22 protein-coding genes and 1 tRNA gene are annotated in these 23,479 nt (G+C 54.1%); 7 read left to right on the forward strand and 16 right to left on the reverse strand.

The window, feature by feature from the left end:
- Nucleotides 1–114: 114 nt before the first annotated feature.
- Nucleotides 115–1,077, forward strand: a complete 963-nt coding sequence (locus PW844_RS23780) for a chemotaxis protein (RefSeq protein ID WP_299457148.1) — start codon at nucleotides 115–117, stop codon at nucleotides 1,075–1,077.
- Nucleotides 1,078–1,346: 269 nt separating this feature from the next.
- A complete protein-coding gene (locus PW844_RS23785; protein WP_299457149.1) occupies nucleotides 1,347–2,921 on the forward strand; it encodes a methyl-accepting chemotaxis protein in 1,575 nt (524 codons plus the stop codon).
- Between the two features lie 40 nt (nucleotides 2,922–2,961).
- Here the strand turns inward: PW844_RS23785 and PW844_RS23790 are convergent, their stop codons facing one another.
- The 12 genes from PW844_RS23790 to proB form a co-directional block, all read right to left on the reverse strand.
- Nucleotides 2,962–4,251 (reverse strand): HAAAP family serine/threonine permease, encoded by a 1,290-nt coding sequence (locus PW844_RS23790; RefSeq protein ID WP_299457150.1) that lies wholly within the window; start codon nucleotides 4,249–4,251, stop codon nucleotides 2,962–2,964.
- Between the two features lie 283 nt (nucleotides 4,252–4,534).
- Nucleotides 4,535–4,999: a DUF6130 family protein gene (locus tag PW844_RS23795; protein ID WP_299457151.1), complete on the reverse strand. Its 465-nt coding sequence runs from the start codon at nucleotides 4,997–4,999 to the stop codon at nucleotides 4,535–4,537.
- Between the two features lie 200 nt (nucleotides 5,000–5,199).
- Nucleotides 5,200–7,155, reverse strand: a complete 1,956-nt coding sequence (locus tag PW844_RS23800) for a hypothetical protein (protein WP_299457152.1) — start codon at nucleotides 7,153–7,155, stop codon at nucleotides 5,200–5,202.
- 157 nt (nucleotides 7,156–7,312) lie between these two features.
- A complete protein-coding gene (locus PW844_RS23805) occupies nucleotides 7,313–7,543 on the reverse strand; it encodes a hypothetical protein (protein ID WP_299457154.1) in 231 nt (76 codons plus the stop codon).
- 99 nt (nucleotides 7,544–7,642) lie between these two features.
- Nucleotides 7,643–7,718, reverse strand: a tRNA-Thr gene (locus PW844_RS23810).
- 134 nt (nucleotides 7,719–7,852) lie between these two features.
- Nucleotides 7,853–7,990, reverse strand: a complete 138-nt coding sequence (locus tag PW844_RS23815; protein ID WP_299457156.1) for a hypothetical protein — start codon at nucleotides 7,988–7,990, stop codon at nucleotides 7,853–7,855.
- Nucleotides 7,991–8,019: 29 nt separating this feature from the next.
- Nucleotides 8,020–8,370, reverse strand: a complete 351-nt coding sequence (locus PW844_RS23820; RefSeq protein ID WP_299457158.1) for a hypothetical protein — start codon at nucleotides 8,368–8,370, stop codon at nucleotides 8,020–8,022.
- On the reverse strand, nucleotides 8,367–8,834 hold the full coding sequence (locus PW844_RS23825; RefSeq protein WP_299457160.1) for a glycoside hydrolase family protein: 468 nt from the start codon (nucleotides 8,832–8,834) through the stop codon (nucleotides 8,367–8,369). Before PW844_RS23825 ends, PW844_RS23820 begins: the two co-directional genes overlap by 4 nt.
- A 160-nt stretch (nucleotides 8,835–8,994) precedes the next feature.
- Nucleotides 8,995–9,273, reverse strand: coding sequence for a hypothetical protein (locus tag PW844_RS23830; RefSeq protein ID WP_299457162.1), 279 nt, complete (start codon nucleotides 9,271–9,273; stop codon nucleotides 8,995–8,997).
- A gap of 307 nt (nucleotides 9,274–9,580) precedes the next feature.
- Complete coding sequence (locus tag PW844_RS23835; protein ID WP_299457164.1) at nucleotides 9,581–10,312, reverse strand: S24 family peptidase; 732 nt, start codon at nucleotides 10,310–10,312, stop codon at nucleotides 9,581–9,583.
- A gap of 244 nt (nucleotides 10,313–10,556) precedes the next feature.
- Nucleotides 10,557–11,810, reverse strand: coding sequence for a glutamate-5-semialdehyde dehydrogenase (gene proA / locus PW844_RS23840; protein WP_299457166.1), 1,254 nt, complete (start codon nucleotides 11,808–11,810; stop codon nucleotides 10,557–10,559).
- A gap of 10 nt (nucleotides 11,811–11,820) precedes the next feature.
- Entirely contained in the window at nucleotides 11,821–12,924 is a 1,104-nt protein-coding gene (gene proB, locus PW844_RS23845) for a glutamate 5-kinase (protein WP_299457168.1), read from the reverse strand.
- A gap of 251 nt (nucleotides 12,925–13,175) precedes the next feature.
- On the opposite strand from proB, the gene PW844_RS23850 reads away from it, so the two are divergent.
- Nucleotides 13,176–14,291 carry a porin gene (locus PW844_RS23850; protein WP_299457171.1) on the forward strand — a complete coding sequence of 372 codons (1,116 nt, stop codon included), beginning with the start codon at nucleotides 13,176–13,178 and terminating at the stop codon, nucleotides 14,289–14,291.
- A 67-nt stretch (nucleotides 14,292–14,358) separates the two neighbouring features.
- Here PW844_RS23850 and crl read toward each other — a convergent pair whose 3' ends face one another.
- From crl to gpt, 3 genes are all read right to left on the reverse strand, one after another.
- Nucleotides 14,359–14,760: a sigma factor-binding protein Crl gene (gene crl, locus PW844_RS23855; RefSeq protein ID WP_084872982.1), complete on the reverse strand. Its 402-nt coding sequence runs from the start codon at nucleotides 14,758–14,760 to the stop codon at nucleotides 14,359–14,361.
- A gap of 46 nt (nucleotides 14,761–14,806) precedes the next feature.
- The gene (gene frsA, locus PW844_RS23860; protein WP_299457177.1) at nucleotides 14,807–16,054 is read right to left on the reverse strand and encodes an esterase FrsA; all 1,248 of its coding nucleotides are present in this window, start codon (nucleotides 16,052–16,054) and stop codon (nucleotides 14,807–14,809) included.
- 120 nt (nucleotides 16,055–16,174) lie between these two features.
- On the reverse strand, nucleotides 16,175–16,633 hold the full coding sequence (gene gpt, locus PW844_RS23865) for a xanthine phosphoribosyltransferase (protein ID WP_021186168.1): 459 nt from the start codon (nucleotides 16,631–16,633) through the stop codon (nucleotides 16,175–16,177).
- Nucleotides 16,634–16,888: 255 nt separating this feature from the next.
- Here gpt and pepD point away from each other — a divergent pair, with 255 nt between their 5' ends.
- The 4 genes from pepD to PW844_RS23885 all read left to right on the forward strand — a co-directional run bounded on the left by pepD (nucleotide 16,889) and on the right by PW844_RS23885 (nucleotide 22,207).
- Entirely contained in the window at nucleotides 16,889–18,349 is a 1,461-nt protein-coding gene (gene pepD / locus PW844_RS23870; RefSeq protein WP_299457183.1) for a beta-Ala-His dipeptidase, read from the forward strand.
- A gap of 259 nt (nucleotides 18,350–18,608) precedes the next feature.
- The gene (locus PW844_RS23875; protein WP_299457184.1) at nucleotides 18,609–20,114 is read left to right on the forward strand and encodes a sugar ABC transporter ATP-binding protein; all 1,506 of its coding nucleotides are present in this window, start codon (nucleotides 18,609–18,611) and stop codon (nucleotides 20,112–20,114) included.
- Complete coding sequence (locus tag PW844_RS23880; RefSeq protein ID WP_299457186.1) at nucleotides 20,111–21,109, forward strand: ABC transporter permease; 999 nt, start codon at nucleotides 20,111–20,113, stop codon at nucleotides 21,107–21,109. The genes PW844_RS23875 and PW844_RS23880 overlap by 4 nt, the downstream gene beginning before the upstream one ends.
- A gap of 27 nt (nucleotides 21,110–21,136) precedes the next feature.
- Nucleotides 21,137–22,207: a sugar ABC transporter substrate-binding protein gene (locus PW844_RS23885; RefSeq protein ID WP_299457189.1), complete on the forward strand. Its 1,071-nt coding sequence runs from the start codon at nucleotides 21,137–21,139 to the stop codon at nucleotides 22,205–22,207.
- Nucleotides 22,208–22,236: 29 nt separating this feature from the next.
- On the opposite strand, the gene dinB is transcribed toward PW844_RS23885, so the two are convergent.
- Entirely contained in the window at nucleotides 22,237–23,295 is a 1,059-nt protein-coding gene (dinB, locus tag PW844_RS23890; RefSeq protein ID WP_299457191.1) for a DNA polymerase IV, read from the reverse strand.
- Nucleotides 23,296–23,479 lie beyond the last annotated feature (184 nt).

A 23,479-nucleotide genomic window follows, 5' to 3' on the forward strand; every position in this document is an offset into this window, starting at 1 on the left:
GATCGCCTTCACGCTAAAATTCCCCTCTCCACTCTCTATTTTTTAACCAACCTGCCGATAACCCGATCACGGCGATGTTGCCATGCCCTTAACACAGCCCTGAGCGAGGCCAGGATGGATAATTTCCAGAAAGAGATCGATGAACGCGCTAACCTCGCGTTATCAAACAAATTCGAACTGCTGCTATTCCGCCTCGGCTCCGATCAGCGGAAAGGTAAATCCGAACTGTACGGTATTAACGTATTCAAACTGCGTGAAATCGTACCGATGCCGAATATCACCCGTGCTGCGGGTATGCAGTCACCTTTGCTGGGTATGGCCAGCATTCGCGATCAGTTTATTCCGGTGATCGACCTGCCTGCCGTGACCGGTTGTACCCCGGAAACCGGGCTGAATTTGCTGCTGGTGACGGAATATGCGCGCAGCACCCAGGCCTTCGCGGTGGAATCCGTGGAAAACATCGTGCGTCTCGACTGGAATCAGGTGCACACCGCTGAGGCGGGCATCGGTAGCCGCAACATCACCAGTATTGCCTGCCTCGATAGCGACGGTGACAGCAACAATCTGGCCCTGGTGCTGGATGTCGAACAGATCCTGTATGACATCATCCCATCGGTACGCGGCGTCGAGCCGGGCGAAGAGACGGTGAAAAACTTCAACCTCAAGCCAGGCCAGGTCGCAATTGTGGCGGAAGACTCCAAAGTGGCGCGTCAGCTGCTGGAGCAGGGTCTGAAAAGCATGGGCATCCCCGCCATCATGCACAACACCGGTCTTGAGGCGTGGCAGAAAATCACCCAGATGCAGCAGGAAGCGCAGGCTTCGGGTCAATCCATCCATGACAAAATTGCGCTGGTGCTGACGGATCTCGAAATGCCAGAGATGGACGGTTTTACCCTGACGCGTAACATCAAACGTGATGATGTGCTGCGCCATATTCCGGTAGTGATCCACTCTTCCCTTTCCGGTAGCGCTAACGAAGACCATGTGCGCAAAGTCGGGGCCGATGGTTATGTGGCAAAATTCGAAATTAATGAATTGTCGAATGTGATTTACCGCGTGCTGGAGGCGGTGCGATAAATCACGCGTGGCGGCGCGAGTTATCGCGCCGCTGCATGTTACATCCCGCCTGCAAGATGTCATTTCCGGTCAAATTTTTGTGACACACCTCTAAAAAATTAAAGTAAAAACATTAACATCCGATAACCATAGCGCTTGCGCGTGCCGGTCAGGCTTGTCCCGCCGAAGTGAGCACACTTTTTTTCCTTAAAAAACATCAACCTGATGCAGATATCTCATCTGCTTTTCTATCTTGAAAACCATACATTTTGGCATCACGGGGAGAACCTATGTTGAGCTTTAAGAACCTGAAAGTCGGCGTCCGGCTGGGCATCGCCTTTGGCCTGGTGGTGGCGCTGCTGGTCGTGGTGGGGATTACCTCCATCACGAAAATCAGCAACATCAAAAATGGCATCACCTCCATTGTCGAAGATCGTTATGTCAAAGTGCGCCTGGGTTTTGATGTGCGCGATGGCGTCAATGATCAGATCAAATACCTGCGTGGCATCGTTATCGATACCTCGCGCCCGGAGAACAACGAAAAACGCTACAAACAACTGGCTGAAGCGACCGATCGTACCAATACGGCGATGAAAAAAATCGAAGCGATCCAGGTGACCGCCGTCGGGAAAAAGAAGATCGCCGGTCTGCTGGAAGCCAGTCACAAGTTTGAACAGCAGAAAAATGCGCTGCTGGATCTGGTGCGTGCAGGCAATCTCGAGGGTGCCAGCACCTATGTGCTGAAATCGATCACCGATACTCAGAATACCTATCTCGACAGTGCTAACGCTTTTGCCAATTCGCAGTCTGAACAGCTGCAGAAGGAAGGAATTACCATCATTGCCGATGGTTCAACGGCCATCATGGTGACGCTGGTGTTCTCCGCTATCGCCATTGTCGCCTCAATTATCCTCGGCTTTTTACTGACTCGTTCGATCGTACGTCCGCTGAATGAAGCGGTTGAGATTGCCGGTAAAGTCGCGGCGGGCGATCTCAGTACCCACATTGAAGTGAAAAGCAAAGATGAAACCGGCGTGCTGATGCGTGCGTTGCAAAGCATGAACGATAACCTGCTGACCATCGTTTCTGATGTACGTGCCGGTTCTGACACCATTGCCGTGGCATCCAATCAGATCTCCAGTGGCAACCTTGACCTCTCCTCGCGTACCGAACAGCAGGCCAGTTCGCTGGAAGAAACCGCCTCAGCGATGGAGCAAATGACGTCAACGGTGAAACACAACGCCGAGAACGCGCGTGAGGCTAACAAGCTGGTCGCCAACACCTCTGATGTAGCGAAAGAAGGTGGCGAGGTGATGGAACAGGTGATTGAGAAGATGGAAGCCATTGCGCTGTCGTCGAAGAAGATTGTCGATATCATCAGCGTGATTGACTCCATTGCCTTCCAGACCAATATCCTGTCACTCAACGCCGCAGTGGAAGCAGCGCGTGCCGGTGAACAGGGACGTGGTTTTGCCGTGGTCGCCAGCGAAGTCCGCAATCTGGCACAGCGCTCTGCCTCCGCAGCAAAAGAGATCAAAGTGCTGATTGAAGATTCGGTGGCGAAAGTGGATGAAGGCAGCCGTCTGGTTTCTCATGCCGGTTCAACCATCGGTGAAGTGGTCAACAGCGTGAAAAGCGTGGCGGATATCATGGGTGAAATCACCATTGCCAGCAACGAGCAGAGCAGCGGTATCAGCGAAATCAATCTGGCGATTACCCAGATGGAAGCGGTAACGCAGCAGAATGCCGCATTGGTGCAGGAAGCGTCGGCAGCCTCCCAGGCGCTGCAAGACCAGGCTGAGCGTCTGGCGCAATCAATGAGTGTGTTTAAAACTGGCCGCACGTTAGAACTGAGCGCGGTGTAAGGCAATTTAACGGTGGCGAGAGTTCGCCACCGTCATAGCATTAATTCGCCAGCGAATAAAAAATGGATGAAATTGCCAGCACACCGACAATCACCACAAATCCATTACTGATCTTCCCGCTGTACTGACGCATTGCCGGCACTTTCTGAATGGCATACATCGGCATCAGGAACAGCAGCATGGCAATAATCGGCCCGCCCAGGGTCTCAATCATCCCCAGAATGCTCGGATTGAGCGTCGCCACCAGCCAGGTGGTAAGCAGCATAAACAGTGACGTCAAACGGTTCAGACGTTGCGGCGCGACACACTTACCCCGACTGCGCAGCGATTTAATCACCAGCCCATTAAAACCTTCACGTGCGCCAAGGTAATGACCGAGGAATGATTTAGTGATCGCGACCATCGCCACAATCGGTCCCAGCCAGGCAATCATCGGCACGTTAAAGTGATTCGCCAGGTAAGACAGAATGGTGATGTTTTGCGCTTTGGCCGCATCAAGATCCGCCGGTGACAGGCTGAGCACGCAGCTGAACACAAAGAACATCACCGTCAGCACCATCATCAGATGGGCGCAGGCCAGGATACGTGAACACTTCTGCTCCGCCCCTGCGCCATATTCTTCGCGCTTTGCCACAGCAAAAGAGGAGATGATCGGTGAATGGTTAAAGGAAAACACCATCACCGGAATCGCAAGCCACAGCGTCATCCAGATATTGCTGTCGCCGTTACTCTGGCTGAATGACAGACTTTCCAGCGCTGCGCCATGCCAGTGCGGCACCAGATAGCACGCCAGCAGCATCAGAACCGCCACAAACGGGAACACCAGCACGCTCATCGCCTTGACAATCATCTGCTCGCCAAAACGCACCACGGTCATCATGCCGACAATCAAAATCAACGCCAGCACGGCACGCGGCGGCGACACCAGGCCCAGTTGGTGCACGATAAAGCTATCGACGGTGTTGGTAATCGCCACGCTGTACATCAGCAGGATGGGATAAATGGCAAAAAAGTAGAGCAGCGTGATGATCTTACCCGCGCCCACGCCAAAATGTTCTTCCACCACTTCAGTGATATTTTCGCCGGGATTTTTCCCGGAGAGCACAAACCGCGTCAGTGCACGGTGGGCATAAAACGTCATCGGAAAGGCGAGAATCGCCATGATAATCAGCGGAATCAAACCGCCTGCCCCGGCATTGATGGGCAGAAACAACACCCCTGCCCCAATCGCCGTACCGTACAAACCCAGCATCCACACGGTATCACTTTTTCGCCAGCCCTTTGCGGCTACCTCGACGGCACCCGCCGTGCCGGTTTGCGTGGTTTCCATCTGTCTCTCCAGAATGAATCTTGATCCAAAGCACAGCCGGTATCGGCTGCGAATTATGACGCGGTCGGCGCGACGCCCTCATGCTAACCGTTTTTTGATGGCACGGATGGCATAAACGCAAAAAACGGTCACTAATGGGGTTATTAATAGTCACATCGACCATTTAATCGACATAAACGCACAAAATAACCGCGCAACCGTTTGCCTGGGCGCTATTTGACCTGAGACATCGGGAGAGTGCAAGTAAGAACATCACTGCCGGAGTTAACACGAGCCTAAACGCTTAATGCATCGTGGCAGTGTGCTCTGGCACGATAAACTCAACTGTTTTGCTATCCAGCGGCTTATGCGTTGGGTCGGCAAGGATCAGGGTGACCTTATGCTTACCCGCAGGCAACCCGACCAGAATCACTGGTTCACCGCTGGTATCGGCCCAATGCCAGGGGTTGTTATCCACAATGATGTGGAGGTGACCGATGCGGGGCGTCACTTTTAAGGCCTCAGGGCCAAAAACGGGTTCGATACGCAGGTTTTCTGCCCGATATTGAATAAACACCGCCCCCTTACGCAGTGGGCCGGCGAGAGGTGCATCAACAATCAGTCTTGCCGGTGGTTGAGGTTTCTCCAGCGGCGCAACAGCTGCTGGCCCCAGCACGTCGCCCGCGCTGAGATCGCCGACATTAGCAGCCCATGCACAGGTGGCAGATGAGAATAAAATGGGTGAAATAAGGATCAGTTTACGCAACATAGTCGTTTCTCCAGTGAGTCGTTCATGACGTCCTGTACAGAAGACCACGCGGATGTATCGAGCTTGTTTGCGTTATGGGGCGTGATGTATCGCGTTGTAACAGCCGGACGCAGAGATACTGTGGGATGCAAAAAAGTGGCGGCGCGGCGTTTGTTATGTGTTCTGACGCTTCCTGTTTCAGCCGCCAGGGGAGACTTCAGCTAGGCGTAATAGGGCAGAAACACAACATTGCCATTAACCACAACCTGGAGATATCCGCCAGGCTTGGTGGAATTAGCGGGGGTTCCTGTCGCGGAAGCCAAGGCCAGCAGGGAACCCTGCGCTCCGACTCCAGCACTCCCGTTGTGCAGACTGAAGCGTGGCGTGGCGTCATTCAGCCCGGGAGAGTCGGTCTGCGTACTACCGTCCGGCGTGAACAGCGAACAGGTACCCGCATCAAACCGGGTTGGGCCGGTGCCTTTAACGTTGATGACGTACTCACCCGTGTAAGCAGCAAATCGAATCCACAATGCGGTGAGATCTGTGCTGTAGGCGCTGGTGGGGTATTGCACCGCCGTCACACCACTTGCCCCCTCATGCCAGTACTGAACAATCTGCTGAGTCGCGCTGGTTCTCTGCAACTTGATGATGGTCTTGCCTGGGGTACGATCCGCACCGGCAGGGCTATAGTTCCCGCTACCGATAGTGCTGTACCCGTTACGACAGATAATCTCTATCTCCCAGATTTGCCCTACCGTTGGGAATGAGAATGCCCCAATATTCAGCCAGAGGGGGGTTTCTGAGTTGTTAGTACCGCGCAGAACACCTGAAGTCCATTTAGTCTTCAGGGTGCCGAACAGTTCCACACCGTGGTTTTCAACCCTGATGTGTCCACGCTCATAGTTACTCAGCCATGATGTAATGCCAGAGCCATCCGGGTTTGTGCTGTAACTTGGCCAGCTGCCACCGTTCGGGGTGGTGTCGTAGTCAAGGGCGTTACCGGTCGGCACAGAGATCACGTTACCTTGTCCCTTACAGGCATACAGCACCGGGTTATGCACACATCCTTCAATACATACCATGTCCAGAATCCACTGACCGTTATTGATATCGAACGGTGTCGTACCCGGTCCGCTGAACCAGACGTTACGCATAATGGCCTGTTGACAGCGCGGCGCCCAGATAGCCGGGGCCAGGTTGGTCAGGAAGTTACAGTTACGGATTTCCAGAGAGGTGCTGTGATCCCATACGCCAGCGGGGTAATTCGACCACCCCACCTGCACCACCGGCCCAGCGGTGACAGATCCGTACACCTGCTCAACAATGCTGTCCAGCGTATCAAGCACATAGAACATGTAGGAGCCGGTATTCGTAGCGGAACAATTTTTCAGGTACATATAGCATCCCGCCACGCACTCATTCGACATAAAGCCCTGCTTATTCGAGGCGGTATCATTAAATACCCCCAGGGTTGCCCCCTTGAGCAGGTAGCTACTAGTGTCGTATGCGGTTTTCTGCTGACCGTCCCAGGCGATACCCTCGACAATCATCCGGCGGTGGTTCAGTTGAAACACGGTGCTGGCTGAGCCATCGCTGATAATCCGGGTGAATATCTGCTTACCGTAAGGGGTGCTCATACCCTGAATGCGGATGCCACCATGGGCGGTGTATCCTGAAGGATAATACTTCAGGTCAGCAGACCCCGAGGCTATGGCAGTACCGTACCCGCGCCAATCCAGAGGCTTGATAAAGAATGTTCCTGCCGGAAACTTAATGCCTGCCTGCTTGATGGTGCTGAGTCCTGCGACAGCTACCGCTACGCCACTCAGCATAAATTCCAGCATCGCGGTACATGCGGGGCCTGCGTCTGTGACACCATCCGGGATGGCTCCAAATTCACAAACGGTCAGATCATTCAGATCACACTCTCTGGTCCAGTACCAGCCAGTTCCAGCGGCAGTAAACCCGCCGTCATCCTTGCCGGTGCTGAGGTGCCCCCTAAACCAGCCAGCACCCCAGCCAATTTTGGTGTGGCCGCTAATCCAGACACGCTCCCCTTCAAACGCGGGTCGACGTGCTCTGAGCGATGCGAAAGTGCTGACTCCGGCCAGATTTGTCCGGGAAATCGTGGTGGCTTCCTGTACGGTAAGCCCATCAGTATTACCAATTTTTAACATTTTCAATCCTTACTCAGTTGAATTTCAGACACGCGCAAACCCCACCACAGCAGGAGCCGTGAGGTTAATGGGTTCGGGTTATTTAGCGGGGGATCAGCGCGAGGGGATCAGACGGGACGCGTTTTGTGGGAGAATTTTGCCATCGTTTGGCTCCCCCTTACACGGTCGCGGCGACCAACGTACCCGACCCTTTGACCCACGCGATGGCGCCATTCGCCAGGGTGACACCGTCAGCGGGTATACGCAGGCACGGAGCATTATCAGAGGGAGCCGAGTCGCCAATATAAAGGTAAGCGGTGCTTTGATCGATCAGCTGCGCGGTGACGATACCTGTGCCAGTGGCGAGCTGAGTCCAGTTACTGGTCAGGGCAATAGAGATCGTTTGCATGGTTGGATCCTCAAAATTGATTCAGGTGAATTGACAAGAGGTGTTGACATCAGGGGGTTTACAACGGGGTTATTCCAGCACCGCTTTATTTAGCGTGACTGGTGCCGGTAATAGGAGTCGAACCTACGACCTTCGCATTACGAATGCGCTGCTCTACCAACTGAGCTATACCGGCGTTGGGGCGGGAACTACGGTGAAATAAGTTAGAAAAAACCGGCAGATGAGTCAAGGACCAGCAAAGGTGCGACTGCTTTTCCCGCATTACCGGCCAAAACTGCTTATACCGTAAACAAAATGTCGTGACGCGATTTATCGTGCCCCTTTCAAAATCTGTGCGATAAAACGCTCCCTCCCCCTGAAAACCGAGTCGCGTTTTAATATTGCAACCTCACCAGACTGCGCTGGCAAACTCGCATCCAGTTCAGCAAATAAATTACTTTCAATCATCTTAGCCTCCTCAGGCATACGTTAAGGATTCAGGATTGATTTGAATGGATTTCCTCCTGTTGTTCTTTCAGCAGGTTTTTCTGGCGGACGAACTGGGCCATTACCCCCATCGCCACCATAAATGCACCTATCAGACCGAGGTAGTTGTGCGGGAGCACCGCTTTGACATCTTCAGGCAGCGTGTTCCATGCCGTCAGGGCGGAAGAAGGAAAAGATTGCACCCAGGCACTGAGGATCGAACCGAGTGAAGCCAACCACACTGACCAGGTTTTAAACAACAGGCGAGCATGAGAAACGAATTGCAGCGTAGTAAAACGCTGGAGTAACAGCAGAATGATGACCACGGTAAGTACCGCGACCAGGAACATTAGCCATTTCATAGCAGCCCCCGGTAGATATCGTAAGTACCGCTGCGCATGACCTCAGCATGGCGACGTGCCCGCCCTGGCGTCTGGCTCGCCCACAAGCTATTGAGCATGGCATCAGCGGCAGCATCAAAGTCATTCTGGGTGATGGCCGTGAGCATATTTCTGAACAACGCCAGACCCTCAACCCCGAGCTGATACGCCATGCTGTAGAGCACGTCACAACGCGCTTCATTGCACTGGGATAATGCCTGCTGCAATGCCGCCCGGCTATGCATCTGCTGGGCCTTGCCTTCAACAATCAATTGCTTCCAGGTATCGCCCACCAGGCGCGGTACCAAAAAGATATAGTTGCTCAGAGTGGCCCCTTTTGGACCGATGCGAATCCCCCCGGCCACCGTCGGGAACCCCTGACTATCGAGATAAGGCGTTTCCCGATAGCCCTCTTCAAAATTCAAAATGGCAATAATCTGGCTCATAACATCCTCCTCGTTGATTTGGCGCGGCGTAAAACATAAAACCTGCTGATCAATCAGCCGTAAAAACGCCGCAGCACATCTGCACTTCGCTCAAGCGCCGTTAATTAATGGGAAAAATGAAGTGTTCCACTTAAATCTGGAGAAAACCGCTGGCTAAGAGTTAGCGCACGGCGTAGAGATGAACATGGGGCAGGCCGCAGTGATCAAACACGACTGGTTTGCAGCGAAGAAACAAAGGTGCGATGACGGCCCGTTCAACCCTGGAAAGATGCTGACGCTGGCAAATGCGCTCTGCATTGCGCAGTGTTAACGTCATCGGTTCCAGGCCAAACGCGTTATCAATGCAGCACTTCAGACGACTGAGAGACTGACGGCGTCGGTGTCGACGCGTGCGCGCATTCCCGGGAAATACAGATTTGCCATACTGGATAATCGCCATAACTCCTCCTGTGAATGAGTCTTTGGCGATGGGGGGGCCGCATGGGAGAGTAACAACGGAGAACAACCGGTAACACTGCAACATGCGTATCCACCCCATCCCAAAATCCACTGACTTTGGATGGTATGCATCGCGCTTGTGCAGCGCCTCGATTGTTTAAGAGCAGGCTATTCCTCAGCCACGATGATGTCCTTGCATGCTCAAATTATTAACGTATTCTTATGCTTTATCAAACACCAATAGTTAATTTTTTATTTACCATCAGTTAAATTTCTGATTTCAGCCAGAATATTTTTAACCGTTAAGACTAACCGGGAAATTGATAATTGCGTGATTGACTCATGACAACCCGGGCAATCACCTGGAGACGAGCGGCCTCTTCCAGAGTCAGATACCAGGTTTCATAGCGTTTGTTGTCTGAGATAACCGCGACACGGTGATGCTGTAATTGCAGGCGTTTCAGATAAAACTGCTCATCCAGTGTAAACAGGTAAATACCGTCGCCATCGAAACGCTGTACGCTGATATCGACAAATAGCTGGTCACGCGGCGCAAACGTGCCGGCCATCGAGTCACTGTTTATGGCGATCAGACGGATATGCTCTGCCGATCGCCCGTTGAATAACAGGCGTGCTTCGTCAGGGCTATATTCGATTGCCTGAAGGGTTTCCAGCAGTTGGTCACGAGCCGCAATACCATGTGCGCTGTGCTGTCCGATATCGAGACTCTCAACCCGAAATACGGGCCGCTGTTGGTTGAAAGGATACTGAGTCACCCTTGCTGCCGGTTTTTCCATACCATACTGTAACCATTCCACGCGCACATCCAGCAGCTGACTCAGCGCCAGCAGGTTGCTGTCATCTGGAATAGATTGGGCGTTGAACCATTTCCAGACGCCCGGCGCTGAGATTTTGCATCCTCTTGCCTGCAAGGCTTTCGCAATCTGTTGGTTCCGCCCGTGTCCAGCAATCCCCGCGCTATCGCATGCAGCAACCAGCCTGGCAGTAAAATCCTGTTTTGCACTGTCTTTTTTAACCATCAGTTAATAATCTGCCATCAGGTAGAGACGAAGTAGGGTTTTTATCTTTGCTACCAGTTCATTTTATATTACCGCTAGTTTACTACCTAACCGCTTTTATCAATCAAACTGAATGATCATTATCCCCTTACTGACGTCACAAATCAGCAATGAATGGCAGAAAGTCAAAATGCGCAGGAAAAGCCAGGATCCAAGGTAAAAAAAAAGCACCCTTTCAGGATGCTTGTTTTACTCTGATTAAACATCAACCGCGTGGCGTATCGTTGCCCCAGCCAATCCATTTGTAGGTGGTTAAGGCTTCGAGGCCCATTGGCCCACGCGCATGAAGTTTCTGCGTACTGACCGCGACCTCGGCCCCCAGACCAAACTGGCCGCCATCGGTGAAGCGCGTGCTGGCATTAACGTAAACCGCCGACGAATCGACCTGATTCACGAAACGGTTGGCGTTGCCGATGCTGCGTGTCAGGATGCCATCCGAGTGCTGAGTACCATGAAGCCGAATATGGTCAATCGCCTCATCAATGCTATCCACCAGCTTGATATTCAGATCGTTCGACAGCCATTCATCGTCATATTCGGCAGCCTTAACCGCCACCACGCTGGCCGGACCGTTCTGCACCAGTGCGATGATGTTCTCATCAGCATGCAATGCAATGTTTTCCTGCGCCATACGTTGCAGGAAAGCAGTCAGGAAACGCTCGGTCTGGTCACGATGGATCAGCAGTGTTTCCAGTGAGTTACAGGCACTCGGGCGCTGCTTTTTAGCGTTGACGATTACCGTCAGCGCCGCTTCTGTGTCCATGGTTTCATCAAGATACAGATGGCACACCCCAATCCCCCCGGTGATCACCGGAATGGTCGAGTTTTCACGGCAGAGTTTGTGCAACCCGGCACCACCGCGCGGGATCAGCATATCGACATAGCGATCCAGCTTCAGCAGCTGATTAACCAGTTCACGATCCGGGTTCTCAATTGCCTGGACGGCGCCCGCCGGTAAGCCGTGTTGCACCAGCGCGTTCTGAATCACCCGCACCGTCGCCGCGTTAGTACGATAAGTTTCTTTACCGCCACGCAGAATCGCTGCGTTACCGGTTTTCAGGCACAGCGAGGCAACATCCACCGTGACGTTAGGACGTGCTTCATAAATCACTCCTACCACGCCTAAGGGTACCCGGCGGCGCTCAATACGCAGGCCGCTATCGAGCAACCCGCCATCAATCAGTTGTCCGACCGGATCGGCCAGACGGCACACCTGACGGACATCATCAGCAATGCCTTTCAGGCGCTGTGGATTGAGCGTCAGACGATCCAGCAGCGCGGCACTCATGCCATTCTGGCGCGCATCAGCCAGATCCTGCTCATTCGCCGCAAGGATATCGGCGCTTTCCGCTTCCAGCCGATCGGCGATAGTCAGCAACACCTGATTTTTTTCTGCGGTGGAGAGTTCCGCCAGTTTGTACGACGCCGCACGCGCCGCTTTACCCATTTCTTCTAACATCAATCGCTCCTTAACTGACGATCATATCGTCACGGTGCACGGCTACCGGGCCATATTCGTAACCGAGGATCTCGCTGATCTGCTGGCTGTGATGTCCGGCGATCATGCGCATCGCATCGCTGTTATAACGTGTTACGCCATGGGCAATATCACGCCCTTCAAGGCTGCGAATACGGATCACTTCCCCACGTGAGAAGTTGCCCTGCACCTCACGGATGCCTTTTGGCAGTAACGAGCTGCCGCGTTCAAGAATCGCGGTCAGCGCGCCGTCATCCACGGTAATTTCACCGGCCGGTGGCGCACCAAAGATCCAGCGCTTACGGTTTTCCAGTGGCGTTTGCTGCGCGTGGAAGCGGGTGCCAACCGGTTTCCCGTCGATCACCTCGCCAATCACGTTGCTGCGGCTGCCTGCGGCGATAATCACATCGATACCCGCACGACAGGCAACATCCGCCGCCTGTAGCTTGGTCGCCATCCCACCGGTCCCGAGACCCGAGACGCTACCACCAGCCAGCGTGCGCAGCGCATCGTCAATCTGATGCACATCGCTGATAAGCGATGCTTCCGGATTATTGCGCGGGTCGGCCGTGAACAGCCCCTGTTGATCGGTCAGCAGCAGCAGCTTGTCAGCACCCGCCAGCATGGCGGCCAGCGCCGACAAATTATCATTATCGCCAACTTTAATTTCGGCAGTGGCAACAGCATCGTTTTCGTTGATAACCGGCACGATATGGTTATCAAGCAACGCGCGCAGCGTGTCGCGTGCGTATAGGAAACGCTCACGGTCTTCCATATCAGCACGCGTCAGCAGCATCTGCCCGATATGAATGCCGTAAATCGAAAACAGCTGTTCCCACAGTTGGATCAGACGGCTCTGCCCCACCGCAGCCAGCAGCTGCTTTGAGGCGATGGTAGGTGGCAGTTCAGGGTAACCCAGGTGTTCGCGCCCGGCCGCCATCGCGCCCGAGGTGACGATAACAATACGATGTCCCGCCGCGTGCTGCTGCGCACACTGACGAACCAACTCCACCATATGCGCCCGATTCAGCCGACGTGAACCGCCGGTAAGAACGCTGGTACCCAACTTGACCACAAGGGTCTGACTGCCACTCATGTTTTTCCTGCCATATAAGAAAAAAGTTCTGCGAAGGGACGTTTTATCAGGAGTGAGCAAGGAAGCCAACAGCCGCCGGGGGAAAAGCACAAAAATCCCCGGACAATGCGGTAGACCAAAAGTTCGCGATTAACAAGAAATCAGAAAAACTGTCATAAAACTTTCATCGCTAACCGGTAAAAAGTCCCCGTGTTTTATTACAAGCTCTTTCACGAGCACAACAAATTTTACTCATTGGGATTGATAGCAAAATGATGAAAAGCAAACTGGCATTAGTCGTATCCGCGCTGGCTCTGGCTTCAACCGCGCATGCCGCTGAAGTTTATAACAAAGACGGTAACAAACTGGACTTCTACGGCAAAGTTAAAGCCGAAAACTACATGAGCGATAACGCAAGCTCAAACGGTGACAAATCCTATGTTCGTATCGGCTTCAAAGGTCAGACAAAGATCAACGACCTGATGACCGGTTACGGCCAGTGGGAATATCAGTACAACGTCAACAACTCTGAAGGTTCAGACGCTAACACCGGCAACAAAACCCGTCTGGGCTTTGCCGGTCTGAAATTCAGCCAGTACGGTTCATTCGACTACGGTCGTAACTACGGCGTGCTGTATGACGTGGAAGGTCTGACTGACGTATTCCCGGAATTCGGCGGCGACGGTACTGCGCGTGCGGATAACTTCATGACTCAGCGTGCTACTGGCGTAGCCACTTACCGTAACAACAACTTCTTTGGCCTGGTTGATGGTCTGCGCTTCGCGCTGCAATACCAGGGCAAAAACGATTCCACCAGCGCCAACGCCCGTGGTAGCGCCACCGATACTTCTCGTCAGAATGGCGACGGTTACGGTGCATCACTGGGTTATAGCTTTGGTGATACCGGCATCAGCGCGATCAGTGCCATCACTTCTTCTGACCGTACCAATCAGCAGGAAGCCCGTACCTACGGTAAAGGCCAGAAAGCTGAATCCTGGGGTGCTGGTCTGAAATATGACGCCAACAGCGTGTATCTGGCGGCTATCTACACCGAAACCCGCAACATGACCCCAATCAGCGGGACTTATCAGGGTGCGTCAGTTTCTGGTGCAGCGAACAAAGCACAAAACATCGAATTGGTTGCACAGTATCAGTTTGATTTCGGCCTGCGTCCGTCACTGGGTTACGTACAGACCAAAGGCAAAGATATCGAAAACGGTATCGGCGATGCCGACCTGGTGAAATACATCGACGTGGGTGCGACTTACTACTTCAACAAAAACATGTCTGTGATGGTGGATTACAAGATCAACCAGCTGTCTGACGACAACAAACTGGCACTCAACAGCGACGACGTCGTGGCTGTGGGTATGACTTACCAGTTCTGATTTAGCTTTACCCTCAATGTGTCTGAAACCAAGGGCAGGCTCATCACCTGCCCTTTTTTTATCGCCGTCAGGCGCTTAATTTTACCGGCTGCTCATCAAATCCAGCAGCAGGTTTGAGATCCAGCTTCAGTTCATGAAGTGTGGCTTTAAGACGCTCGTGGAAGTTGCGCAGCGTCTCTTCTACTCTGGCGTTATTGTCTTTGCCCTTGATCGCTGAGGCACTCCAGTTCCCCGCTTTATCAAACATACCAAACGTGTATTGGTAGGTGAAGTGATCTTCCTGCGCTTCCAGTTCCATCCACCAGCCCCAGAACTCACGGCTTTCCGGTGCCGGTTTCACATTGATGCACACGGCCAGGCAATCGAAAAAGAAGCGTGTTTCTGCGCATTTCCCTTCGCGGATATAGGGCCCCAGCTCAGTAAAACGCTTAAGCAGGCGACTACGGGGGTGACCACTCGGTAACGACATGCTAATTCTCCCTTAACTGGTTAACAGACCTTTTAACGATCGCTACTTAGTCTTTTAACTGCTTTGCCAGCCAGTCGCAAATCTGATTTAGCGCTTTGTCGAAACTGCTGAAAACCGGCGCAGCCGGAATCAACAGGGCTTTACCCTGCGCCGAGGAGTTGACAATCATCCGCGCATCCTCTTCGGGGCTAAACAGATCGTTGTTCCAGTACGCCGCCAGCATCGGTATCGGCGTACGGCGTCCCAGCAGGCCCTGCACTTTCAGGGAGTAACGATTGAGTTCCGTGCGCAGATTGCTGTCCGGGGTGGACGACATGCCAAGACGGCTTGCCAGCATATCCATATACATATCCGGCAGCTGGTCCTGACGCTGTTCATCGACAAACACGCCGTGCACCATCGCTCCCAGCGTCGCCACGGCACGCAGGCGCGGCACTTCCAGATAGGCGAGTCGCGTCGCCACATTGGCCCCAAAACGATAACCAAACAACCCCACGCGGGTGTGATCAATCCATGGCACGTTACTCAGCTCACGCAGTACCTGCTGATGCAGCTGGCTGGTGTCCTGGTTCAGCGTCCATTTACTGCTCAGGCCGACCGATGGCATATCCAGCGTCAGCATCGCGATGCCGCGCGGTGCGAGGTAATCGTGGAACAGGCGATAATGGTCAATCTGCAACGAATCCAGGCCACCGCATAACATCACCGTCGGATACGGTGCCTGCGCCTGCGCCGGCATATGCAGGAAGCCCGTCACCGGACTGCCGCCACTGATAGGAAAGGTCAGAGTTTTCAATTCGCCAGCCAGCCGCTGGGTGGCTTCTTCATAGGCATGATTGGCGAGCACCTGAGCCTGATCGGCCAATTCATCGCCTTTAATATAAGGATAAGCCGCAAGGCTGTAGAGGTTTGCTGCATGCAGCCAGTGCTGACCCGCCAGATCATGGTTTTCGCACTGCATCGCTTCCTGCTGCCACATCCCTGCCTGCTTCGTCCACTCGAAGTTCCAGTTACCGCCACGGTAGCCAATCACCGTATCCAACAGGGCATCGCTGGTATGTTCAAGATTGCAGATGGCGATACGCGCCAGCACTTCGCTGATTTCCTGCGGAGACAGTCCACGCCAGGTCCACAGCAGCTTATTCAGCATGCGATACCAGCAATGCTGGGTGTCGCCCTCCAGTGCGGTATGAACCTGGATGGGGTGATGGTGCTCTCGTCGCACCAGTGAGGAGGTTTCAGGATGTTTGAAACGCGGCTTAAATAGCTCTTCGCTGAGATTTTTGCTGGGCATCGTAAACTCTCTTTCCTGCGGCAGTCACGGCAGGGATCAGTTTACTGCACACTGCGGTGCTGTGCGATATCCAGAAAGCACAACGCCCGGCGAAACCGGGCGTTGTTTGCGTTGCATCAATCAGCTTTTAACGATGGGGGGAATGTAGACCACGCCCATGTCCCACGGCTGTTCTATCCAGGTGTTCTGCGGAATATCGACAATATAGTCGTCCACCAGAGCACGGCCAGCAGGCTTAGCAAAAATGGTGACAAAACGTGCTTTGGGATACATATCACGGATCGCCTGCGCGGTGCCGCCAGTATCCACCAGGTCGTCAATGACCACAAATCCTTCACCATCGCCCTCGGCACGCTTCAGCACGGTCATTTCACGCTGATGATCGTGATCGTAGCTGGAGATGCACACGGTATCGACATAGCGAATACCCAGTTCACGCGCCAGCAGCGATGCCGGAACCAGACCACCACGGCTGACCGCGATGATACCTTTCCACTGTTCCACAGGAAGCAGGCGCTGGGCCAGTTTACGGGCATGGATCTGTAGCATGTCCCAGGTGACGACGTATTTTTCGCTCATAAAAGGAGTCCCGGCCAATTGAAGTTGGCTTAAAAATGTGCAAGGGGGAAAAGGTTGCGCGAGATTATAAGGATCTGTCGCGTTAAAAACCAGCATCTGACGCATCGGTTGCGGCTTTTTAGCGCGGCTGATTACGCACCCTGTCAGAAACAGTGGTATTCTCAGCCCCATCACGTCAGATGAGCTGACGGCGATCTTTCACTGGAACCCCGCGTGCGAGCGGCTCGTCCGCCACGCTGACACAGGAGACGCGTTGTGTCTGAATTGTCGCAACTTTCACCCCAGCCACTGTGGGATATTTTCGCCAAAATCTGCTCCATTCCACACCCGTCTTACCATGAAGAAGCCCTGGCCGAATACATTGTCGGCTGGGCCAAAGAGCAGGGACTTTGGGTGGAACGCGATCAGGTCGGAAATATCCTGATTCGTAAACCCGCTACCAAAGGCATGGAAAAACGCACTCCGGTCGCGCTGCAGGCTCACCTCGACATGGTGCCGCAAAAGAACAATGACACGGTGCATGACTTCACCAAAGACCCGATTCAGCCGTATGTGGATGGCGAATGGGTGAAAGCACGTGGTACCACGCTGGGTGCCGATAACGGTATCGGTATGGCATCGGCGCTGGCGGTGCTGGCCGACAACAGCCTGACACACGGCCCGATTGAAGTGCTGCTGACCATGACGGAAGAATCCGGTATGGATGGCGCCTTTGGTTTACAGCCAAACTGGCTGCAGGCCGATATTCTGATCAACACCGACTCAGAAGAAGAAGGTGAGATCTATATGGGTTGCGCTGGTGGTATCGATTTTATCACCACCCTGCCCCTGACGCGTGAAGCGGTGCCAGCCGGTTATGAATCCCTGCGTCTGACGCTGAAAGGACTGAAAGGCGGTCACTCTGGTGCGGATATCCATCTGGGCCTGGGCAACGCCAACAAGCTGCTGGCACGCTTCCTGGCAGCACATGCGCGCGATCTGGATGTGCGTCTGATCGAATTCACTGGCGGTACGCTGCGTAACGCTATCCCGCGTGAAGCTTTTGCCACCCTGGCTATCGACAGCCACAAAGTGGATGCCCTGAAATCTGCTGCGGCACATTTCCAGGCCACGCTGCAAAACGAGCTGGGTATTAAAGAAAAAAACATCACGCTGCTGAGCGAACCGCTGGCGCATCAGGGCCAGGCGCTGACCACTGACTGCCGCGATCGTTTCCTTAACCTGCTCAACACCACCCCGAACGGCGTGATCCGCAATTCAGACGTGGCCAAAGGCGTGGTGGAAACCTCGCTCAACGTCGGCGTCGTGACCATGAATCAGGATAATGCCGAGATCATCTGCCTGATTCGTTCGCTGATCGATACCGGTAAAGATTACGTGGTGGAAGTGCTGACCTCACTGGGTGAACTGGCCGGTGCCAAAACCGCGCCAAAAGGCGGCTACCCGGGCTGGCAGCCGGATGCTGATTCGCCGATCATGGCGCTGACGCGTAAGACCTACGAAGCGCTGTTTGGCAAAACGCCGAACATCCAGGTGATCCACGCCGGTCTGGAATGTGGCCTGTTCAAGAAACCTTATCCTGACATGGATATGGTTTCCATCGGCCCAACCATTACCGGCCCGCATTCCCCGGATGAGCAGGTACATGTCGCCAGCGTTGGCCTTTACTGGCAATTACTGACCTCACTGCTTAACGTGGTACCAGAAAAAGTGTAATTATTTCTTTAAGTAACTAACCAGGCTTCGGCCTGGTTTTTTTATGCCTGTTAACAAACCAGCATAATATGCTGATAAATTCTAACCTCACTACCCTCTTTCACTACCCTGTCAGCTTCCTGCCAGTTTTAGACGCCGTTACACCCAGATGTCTGGATGGCTAATAAGATTTTGTGCTAGCTTATGCGCTTTCGTTTGTTGCCGAGCCTGGATGTTCAGGAAAAAATGCGCCCAATTCTCTCTTTAAAAGGCCCCGTCCATGAGTGTGATTAACCGCCTGGAGATGCGTAATATCTCCATCGCTTTTGGCGGTTTTGCCGCGCTGACCGAGGTGGACTTTGTCACCCACGGCGGCTCGGTGCATGCACTGACCGGTGCCAACGGTGCGGGCAAATCGACGCTGATGGCGGTGCTCTCTGGCGCACACAGCCATTATCACGGCGAGATCCTGCTCGATGATGTACCCGTCACCATCCGCTCACCGCGTGATGCCAAAAAGCTGGGCATCCATCTGGTGCAGCAGGAAGTAGACGTGGCCCTGGTGCCACAGCTCAGCGTGGCGGAAAACATCCTGCTTGATCAGCTGGCCGAACCGGGTCACGGCTATCGCTGGGGTGAAATCCGCCGTCAGGCGCACGCCCTGCTGGCCCAGCTGGAAGTGAATATTGACGTCAAACGCCTGGTGGAACGTTGCTCGCTGGCGGAAAAGCAGCAGATTTTGCTGGCCCGCGCCCTCTCCCATCACTGCCGCTTCCTGATTCTTGATGAACCGACCGCGCCGCTCGACCAGCATGAAAGCGAGCGTCTGTTTAGCGTGGTGCGTCGTTTACAGGGCAATGGCATCGGCGTGGTGTTTATTTCCCACCGCATTCACGAACTGAAAGCGATTTGCGACCAGCTGACCGTGCTGCGCGATGGACGCCTGATCGAAACCGCCCCGATGGCGGCACTGAGCGGCGAACAGATCGTGGAGAAGATGCTCGGCCACCAACTGACCGATGTTTATCCGCCGCGCAGTGAACGTCAGCAACAGCCGCTACTGCTGGCGGTGGAAGGCCTGCATGATGACCAGTTGCTCCAGGATATTTCGCTGCGCCTGCATAAAGGTGAAATCCTCGGTATCGCCGGATTAGCCGGAGCCGGTAAAACCGAGCTGTGCAAAGCGCTGTTTGGTGCCAGCAAAAGTCGCGTCAACCACGGCGAATTGCATGGCAAACCGTGGCGTCCGCGTTCACCGCATGACTCGGTGGAAAACCGCATGGCGCTGGTACCGGAAGAACGCCGTAAAGAAGGCATCTTTATCGATGAATCGGTGACGATGAACCTCAGCGTCAGCGCCGATAGCAGTTTTTCGCGCTGGAGCCTGTTCGGCCATCGTCAAGCGTGGCGCTGGGCGGAAGAGGTGATTAACCGCCTCAACGTGCGCACCACCGGACCGGCACAAACGCTGCGCCGTCTGTCGGGTGGGAATCAGCAGAAAGTGGCGATTGGTAAATGGCTGCGTAATAACGCCGATGTGCTGATTTTTGATGAACCGACCAAAGGGGTCGATATCAAGGCCAAAACCGATTTGTTCAGCCTGATCGACGGATTAGCGCGGGAAGGCAAAGGCATCATCTATGCCTCGGGTGAGTTTTCCGAGCTGGTAGGCCTGTGTGACCGAATTTGTGTGCTCTGGGACGGGCGCATTGTGGCAGAAATGGAAGGACGTGAGGCCACAGAAGAGACGCTTTTGCTTTATTCCACCGGAGGAACCCCTGCGTGAGCAGCAAAGATATAATCCTGAACCCGCAGCCTTCTCTGCGCCATCAGCTGTTTGATTTTCTCTATAAATGGGGCATGTTGCTGACGGTGGTGATCCTGATCGCCGCATTTGGCCTCGCCTCAGACAGCTTCCTTGAGCCCACCAACATCATCAACATTCTGCGCTCCATCGCGATTGTCACAGTCATTGCGATTGGCGTGTCGATTTCGCTGACCATTGGCGGCTTTGACCTGTCTGTCGGCTCTACCGCCTCGCTGGCGAATGCGCTGGTGATTTCGCTGTTCGTCTGGTACGGCTTCAATTCCACCGAAGCCATCGTCATCACCCTGCTGCTGTGTACCCTGGTCGGGCTGTTTAACAGCTTCCTGATTGTGATTCTGCGCATCCCTGACATGCTGGCGACCCTCGCGACGCTGTTTGTGGTCCAGGGCGTGGCGATGACCTACAGCTTTGGCGGCTCCATTACCGAAAATATGGTGATGCCGAACGGGGATATGGCGGAAGGTACCATTCCGGCCGGTTTTAACCTGCTCGGCCAGGTCCCCACCATCGTCATCATTATGCTGGTGGTGACCGTGGTGGCACAGCTGGCGCTGTCGCTCACCAAACATGGCCGTCGCATGTATGCCCTCGGCGGCAATCCGGAAGCCGCTCGTCTCTCCGGCATCCGGACTAACCGTTATCGCGTGCTGGCTTATGTCATCTCTTCACTGCTGGCCGGGGTCGGCGGCATTCTGCTGGCTTCGCGTATTGGTTCCTCCCAGGTGAATGCCGGTGGCGGGTACCTGATGGATGCGGTGGCGGCGGCCTGGATCGGCTTCTCGCTGGCCGGTTCCGGCAAACCGAATGCACTCGGAACCCTGGTCGGCGCGATCATCCTTGGCGTGCTGCAAAACGGACTGGTGATGCTTTCCGTGCCCTACTACGCCATGGACATTATTAAAGGCCTGGTGCTGGCTCTGGCCCTGGCGATTACCTATATTCAGCGCCGCTAAGGCGCTTCCCTGAAGAAAGAGAACAACATGAAAAAAATCACCCTTTCACTGCTGGCCGTAGGCCTGCTGAATGTCAGCGCCGCCTTTGCCGACACCGTAGTACCGGTGCCTGCCGCCATCGCTAATCACCAGGGACCGGTGCGTATCGCCATTATCCGTAACCTCGGCTCTGACGATAACACCACCCAGTTTGTTGCTGGTGCCATCCAGCAGGGACGTAAGCTGGGCTTCAAAGTCAGCACCTTCCTGAGCAACGGTGATGACGCACGTTTCCAGGACTTCGTCAGCCAGGCGATCAGCCAGAAATATGACGGCATTATTCTGTCGCATGGCAAAGAACCCTACTCCACCGCGCTGGTAAAACGCATTGCTGATGCTGGTATTAAGGTGTCGGTGTTTGATACCCCGGTTGATACGCCGGTGAACGGCGTGACGGTCACCGCCCAGAATGACGCCTCACTGGCGCAGGAATCCCTTGGTCAGTTGATCAAAGACTTTAACGGCAAGGCGAACATCGTCAAATTGTGGGTCGCAGGCTTCCCGGCCATGGATCGTCGTCAGGTGGTGTATGAAAAACTGATGAAGGAAAATCCGGGCATCCATCAGCTGGAGTCAATCGGTGCGGTCTCTTCTGACGTGCAGGGCGATACCGCTAACAAGATTGGTGCGATTCTGGCGAAGTACCCGAAAGGCAAAATTGATGCGATCTGGGGCTCCTGGGATGCCTTCAGCCAGGGTGCCTACAAAGCGTTGCAGGAGAATGGCCGTACTGAGATCAAGCTGTACAGCATTGACGTCTCCAACCAGGATCTGCAGCTGATGCACGAGAAGAATAGCCCGTGGGTGCAGACTGTGGCAGTCGATCCGAAAACCATTGGCGCGGTGAATATGCGTCTGGTGGCGAATAAGATTGCTGGTGAAAGCACCCCCGCGAGCTACGAGTTTAAGGCTTCCTCGATTACTCAGCAGCAGTTGAACAGCGAGCAGGGTGCGGTAAACGTGGCATCGCTGAGCAAAATCATCCCAGGCTGGGGTGAGAACCACGATTTCGTCGCACCGTGGTTTGCCACGCTGGAAGCGAAGTACGGCAACAAATAATGGCTGGAGCGGCGCGGTTTATCGCGCCGCTACGACAATCCCAATAATAACTGCCTCTCCAGCTGTGGATTCACCAGCGTCACATGCAGCCCCACCAGCCGGACACCCCGCCCGGCACGGCGTTCGTCCCAGGTTTTGCGCGCCACCGCAATCATGTCCTCTTTATTCAGCACCGGCCAGATATGCTCCTGGGTCGTCAGCTGGAAATCATTGAACTTCAGTTTTACTCCCTGACGGGCGATTAACTTGTCCGGGCGAATCTGCGTCAAGCGGCGATCCAGCTCCTCGTAGAGATAATCAATGATTTCAAGGCATTGTTCCCAGCTATGAATATCTTCCATCAGGGTACGCTCAACGCCGAGTGATTTACGTTCCCGCTCCACCACTACGCCGCGCTCGTCGATACCGTGGCTGCGTTCCCATAACACCCGGCCAAATTTGCCGAAGCGTTTAAGGAGCTGCGCCAAATCCGCCTGCTGTACATCTCCGCAGGTACGCAGGCCCATCTCTTCCAGTTTTTTTGCCGACACCTTGCCGACGCCGGGGATTTTGCTTAGCGACAGCGTCAGCAGAAAATCAGGCATCACCTGCGGCGTGATCACGAACTGGCCATTCGGTTTGTTCAGGTCGGAAGCAATTTTGGCGAGAAACTTGATTGGCGCGATACCTGCCGAAGCGGTCAGCTGGGTTTCCCGCAGAATATCGGCGCGAATCGCCTGTGCCATTAGCGTTGCAGACCCCTGACAATGCGGGCTATCAGTGACATCAAGGTAAGCTTCATCCAGCGACAGCGGTTCAATTAAAGAGGTATAACGCGAAAAGATCGCACGGATCTGGCGGGAGGCTTCTTTATAGGCTTCGAAGCGACCGGGCAACAGACGCAGATGTGGGCAGAGTCTCAGCGCCGTGGCGGTGGGCATCGCGCTGCGCACGCCATACTCCCGCGCCGGATAGTTAGCGGTGCTGATCACGCCACGTTGCACTCGGCTGCCACCAATGGCGATCGGGATATCACGCAAAGAGGGATCGTCGCGCATTTCAACCGCTGCAAAAAAGCAGTCCATATCGACATGAATGATCTTACGCATACCCCCTCCAGATACTGGATAAGTATACAGCACTGCAAAATATCAGCAATATTTGTCGGGGCACGCATTAAAGTTTACAAATTTATCGCCGTAATCCCTGAGGTAAATGGCTATTTTCTCAGACACTGGCTTGATTAAACGCCAGACAATGTTAATGTTGCGCTGCGGTAGCGGATATTTCCGA

This window comes from Pantoea sp. (assembly GCF_028283705.1).
Classification (GTDB): domain Bacteria; phylum Pseudomonadota; class Gammaproteobacteria; order Enterobacterales; family Enterobacteriaceae; genus Pantoea.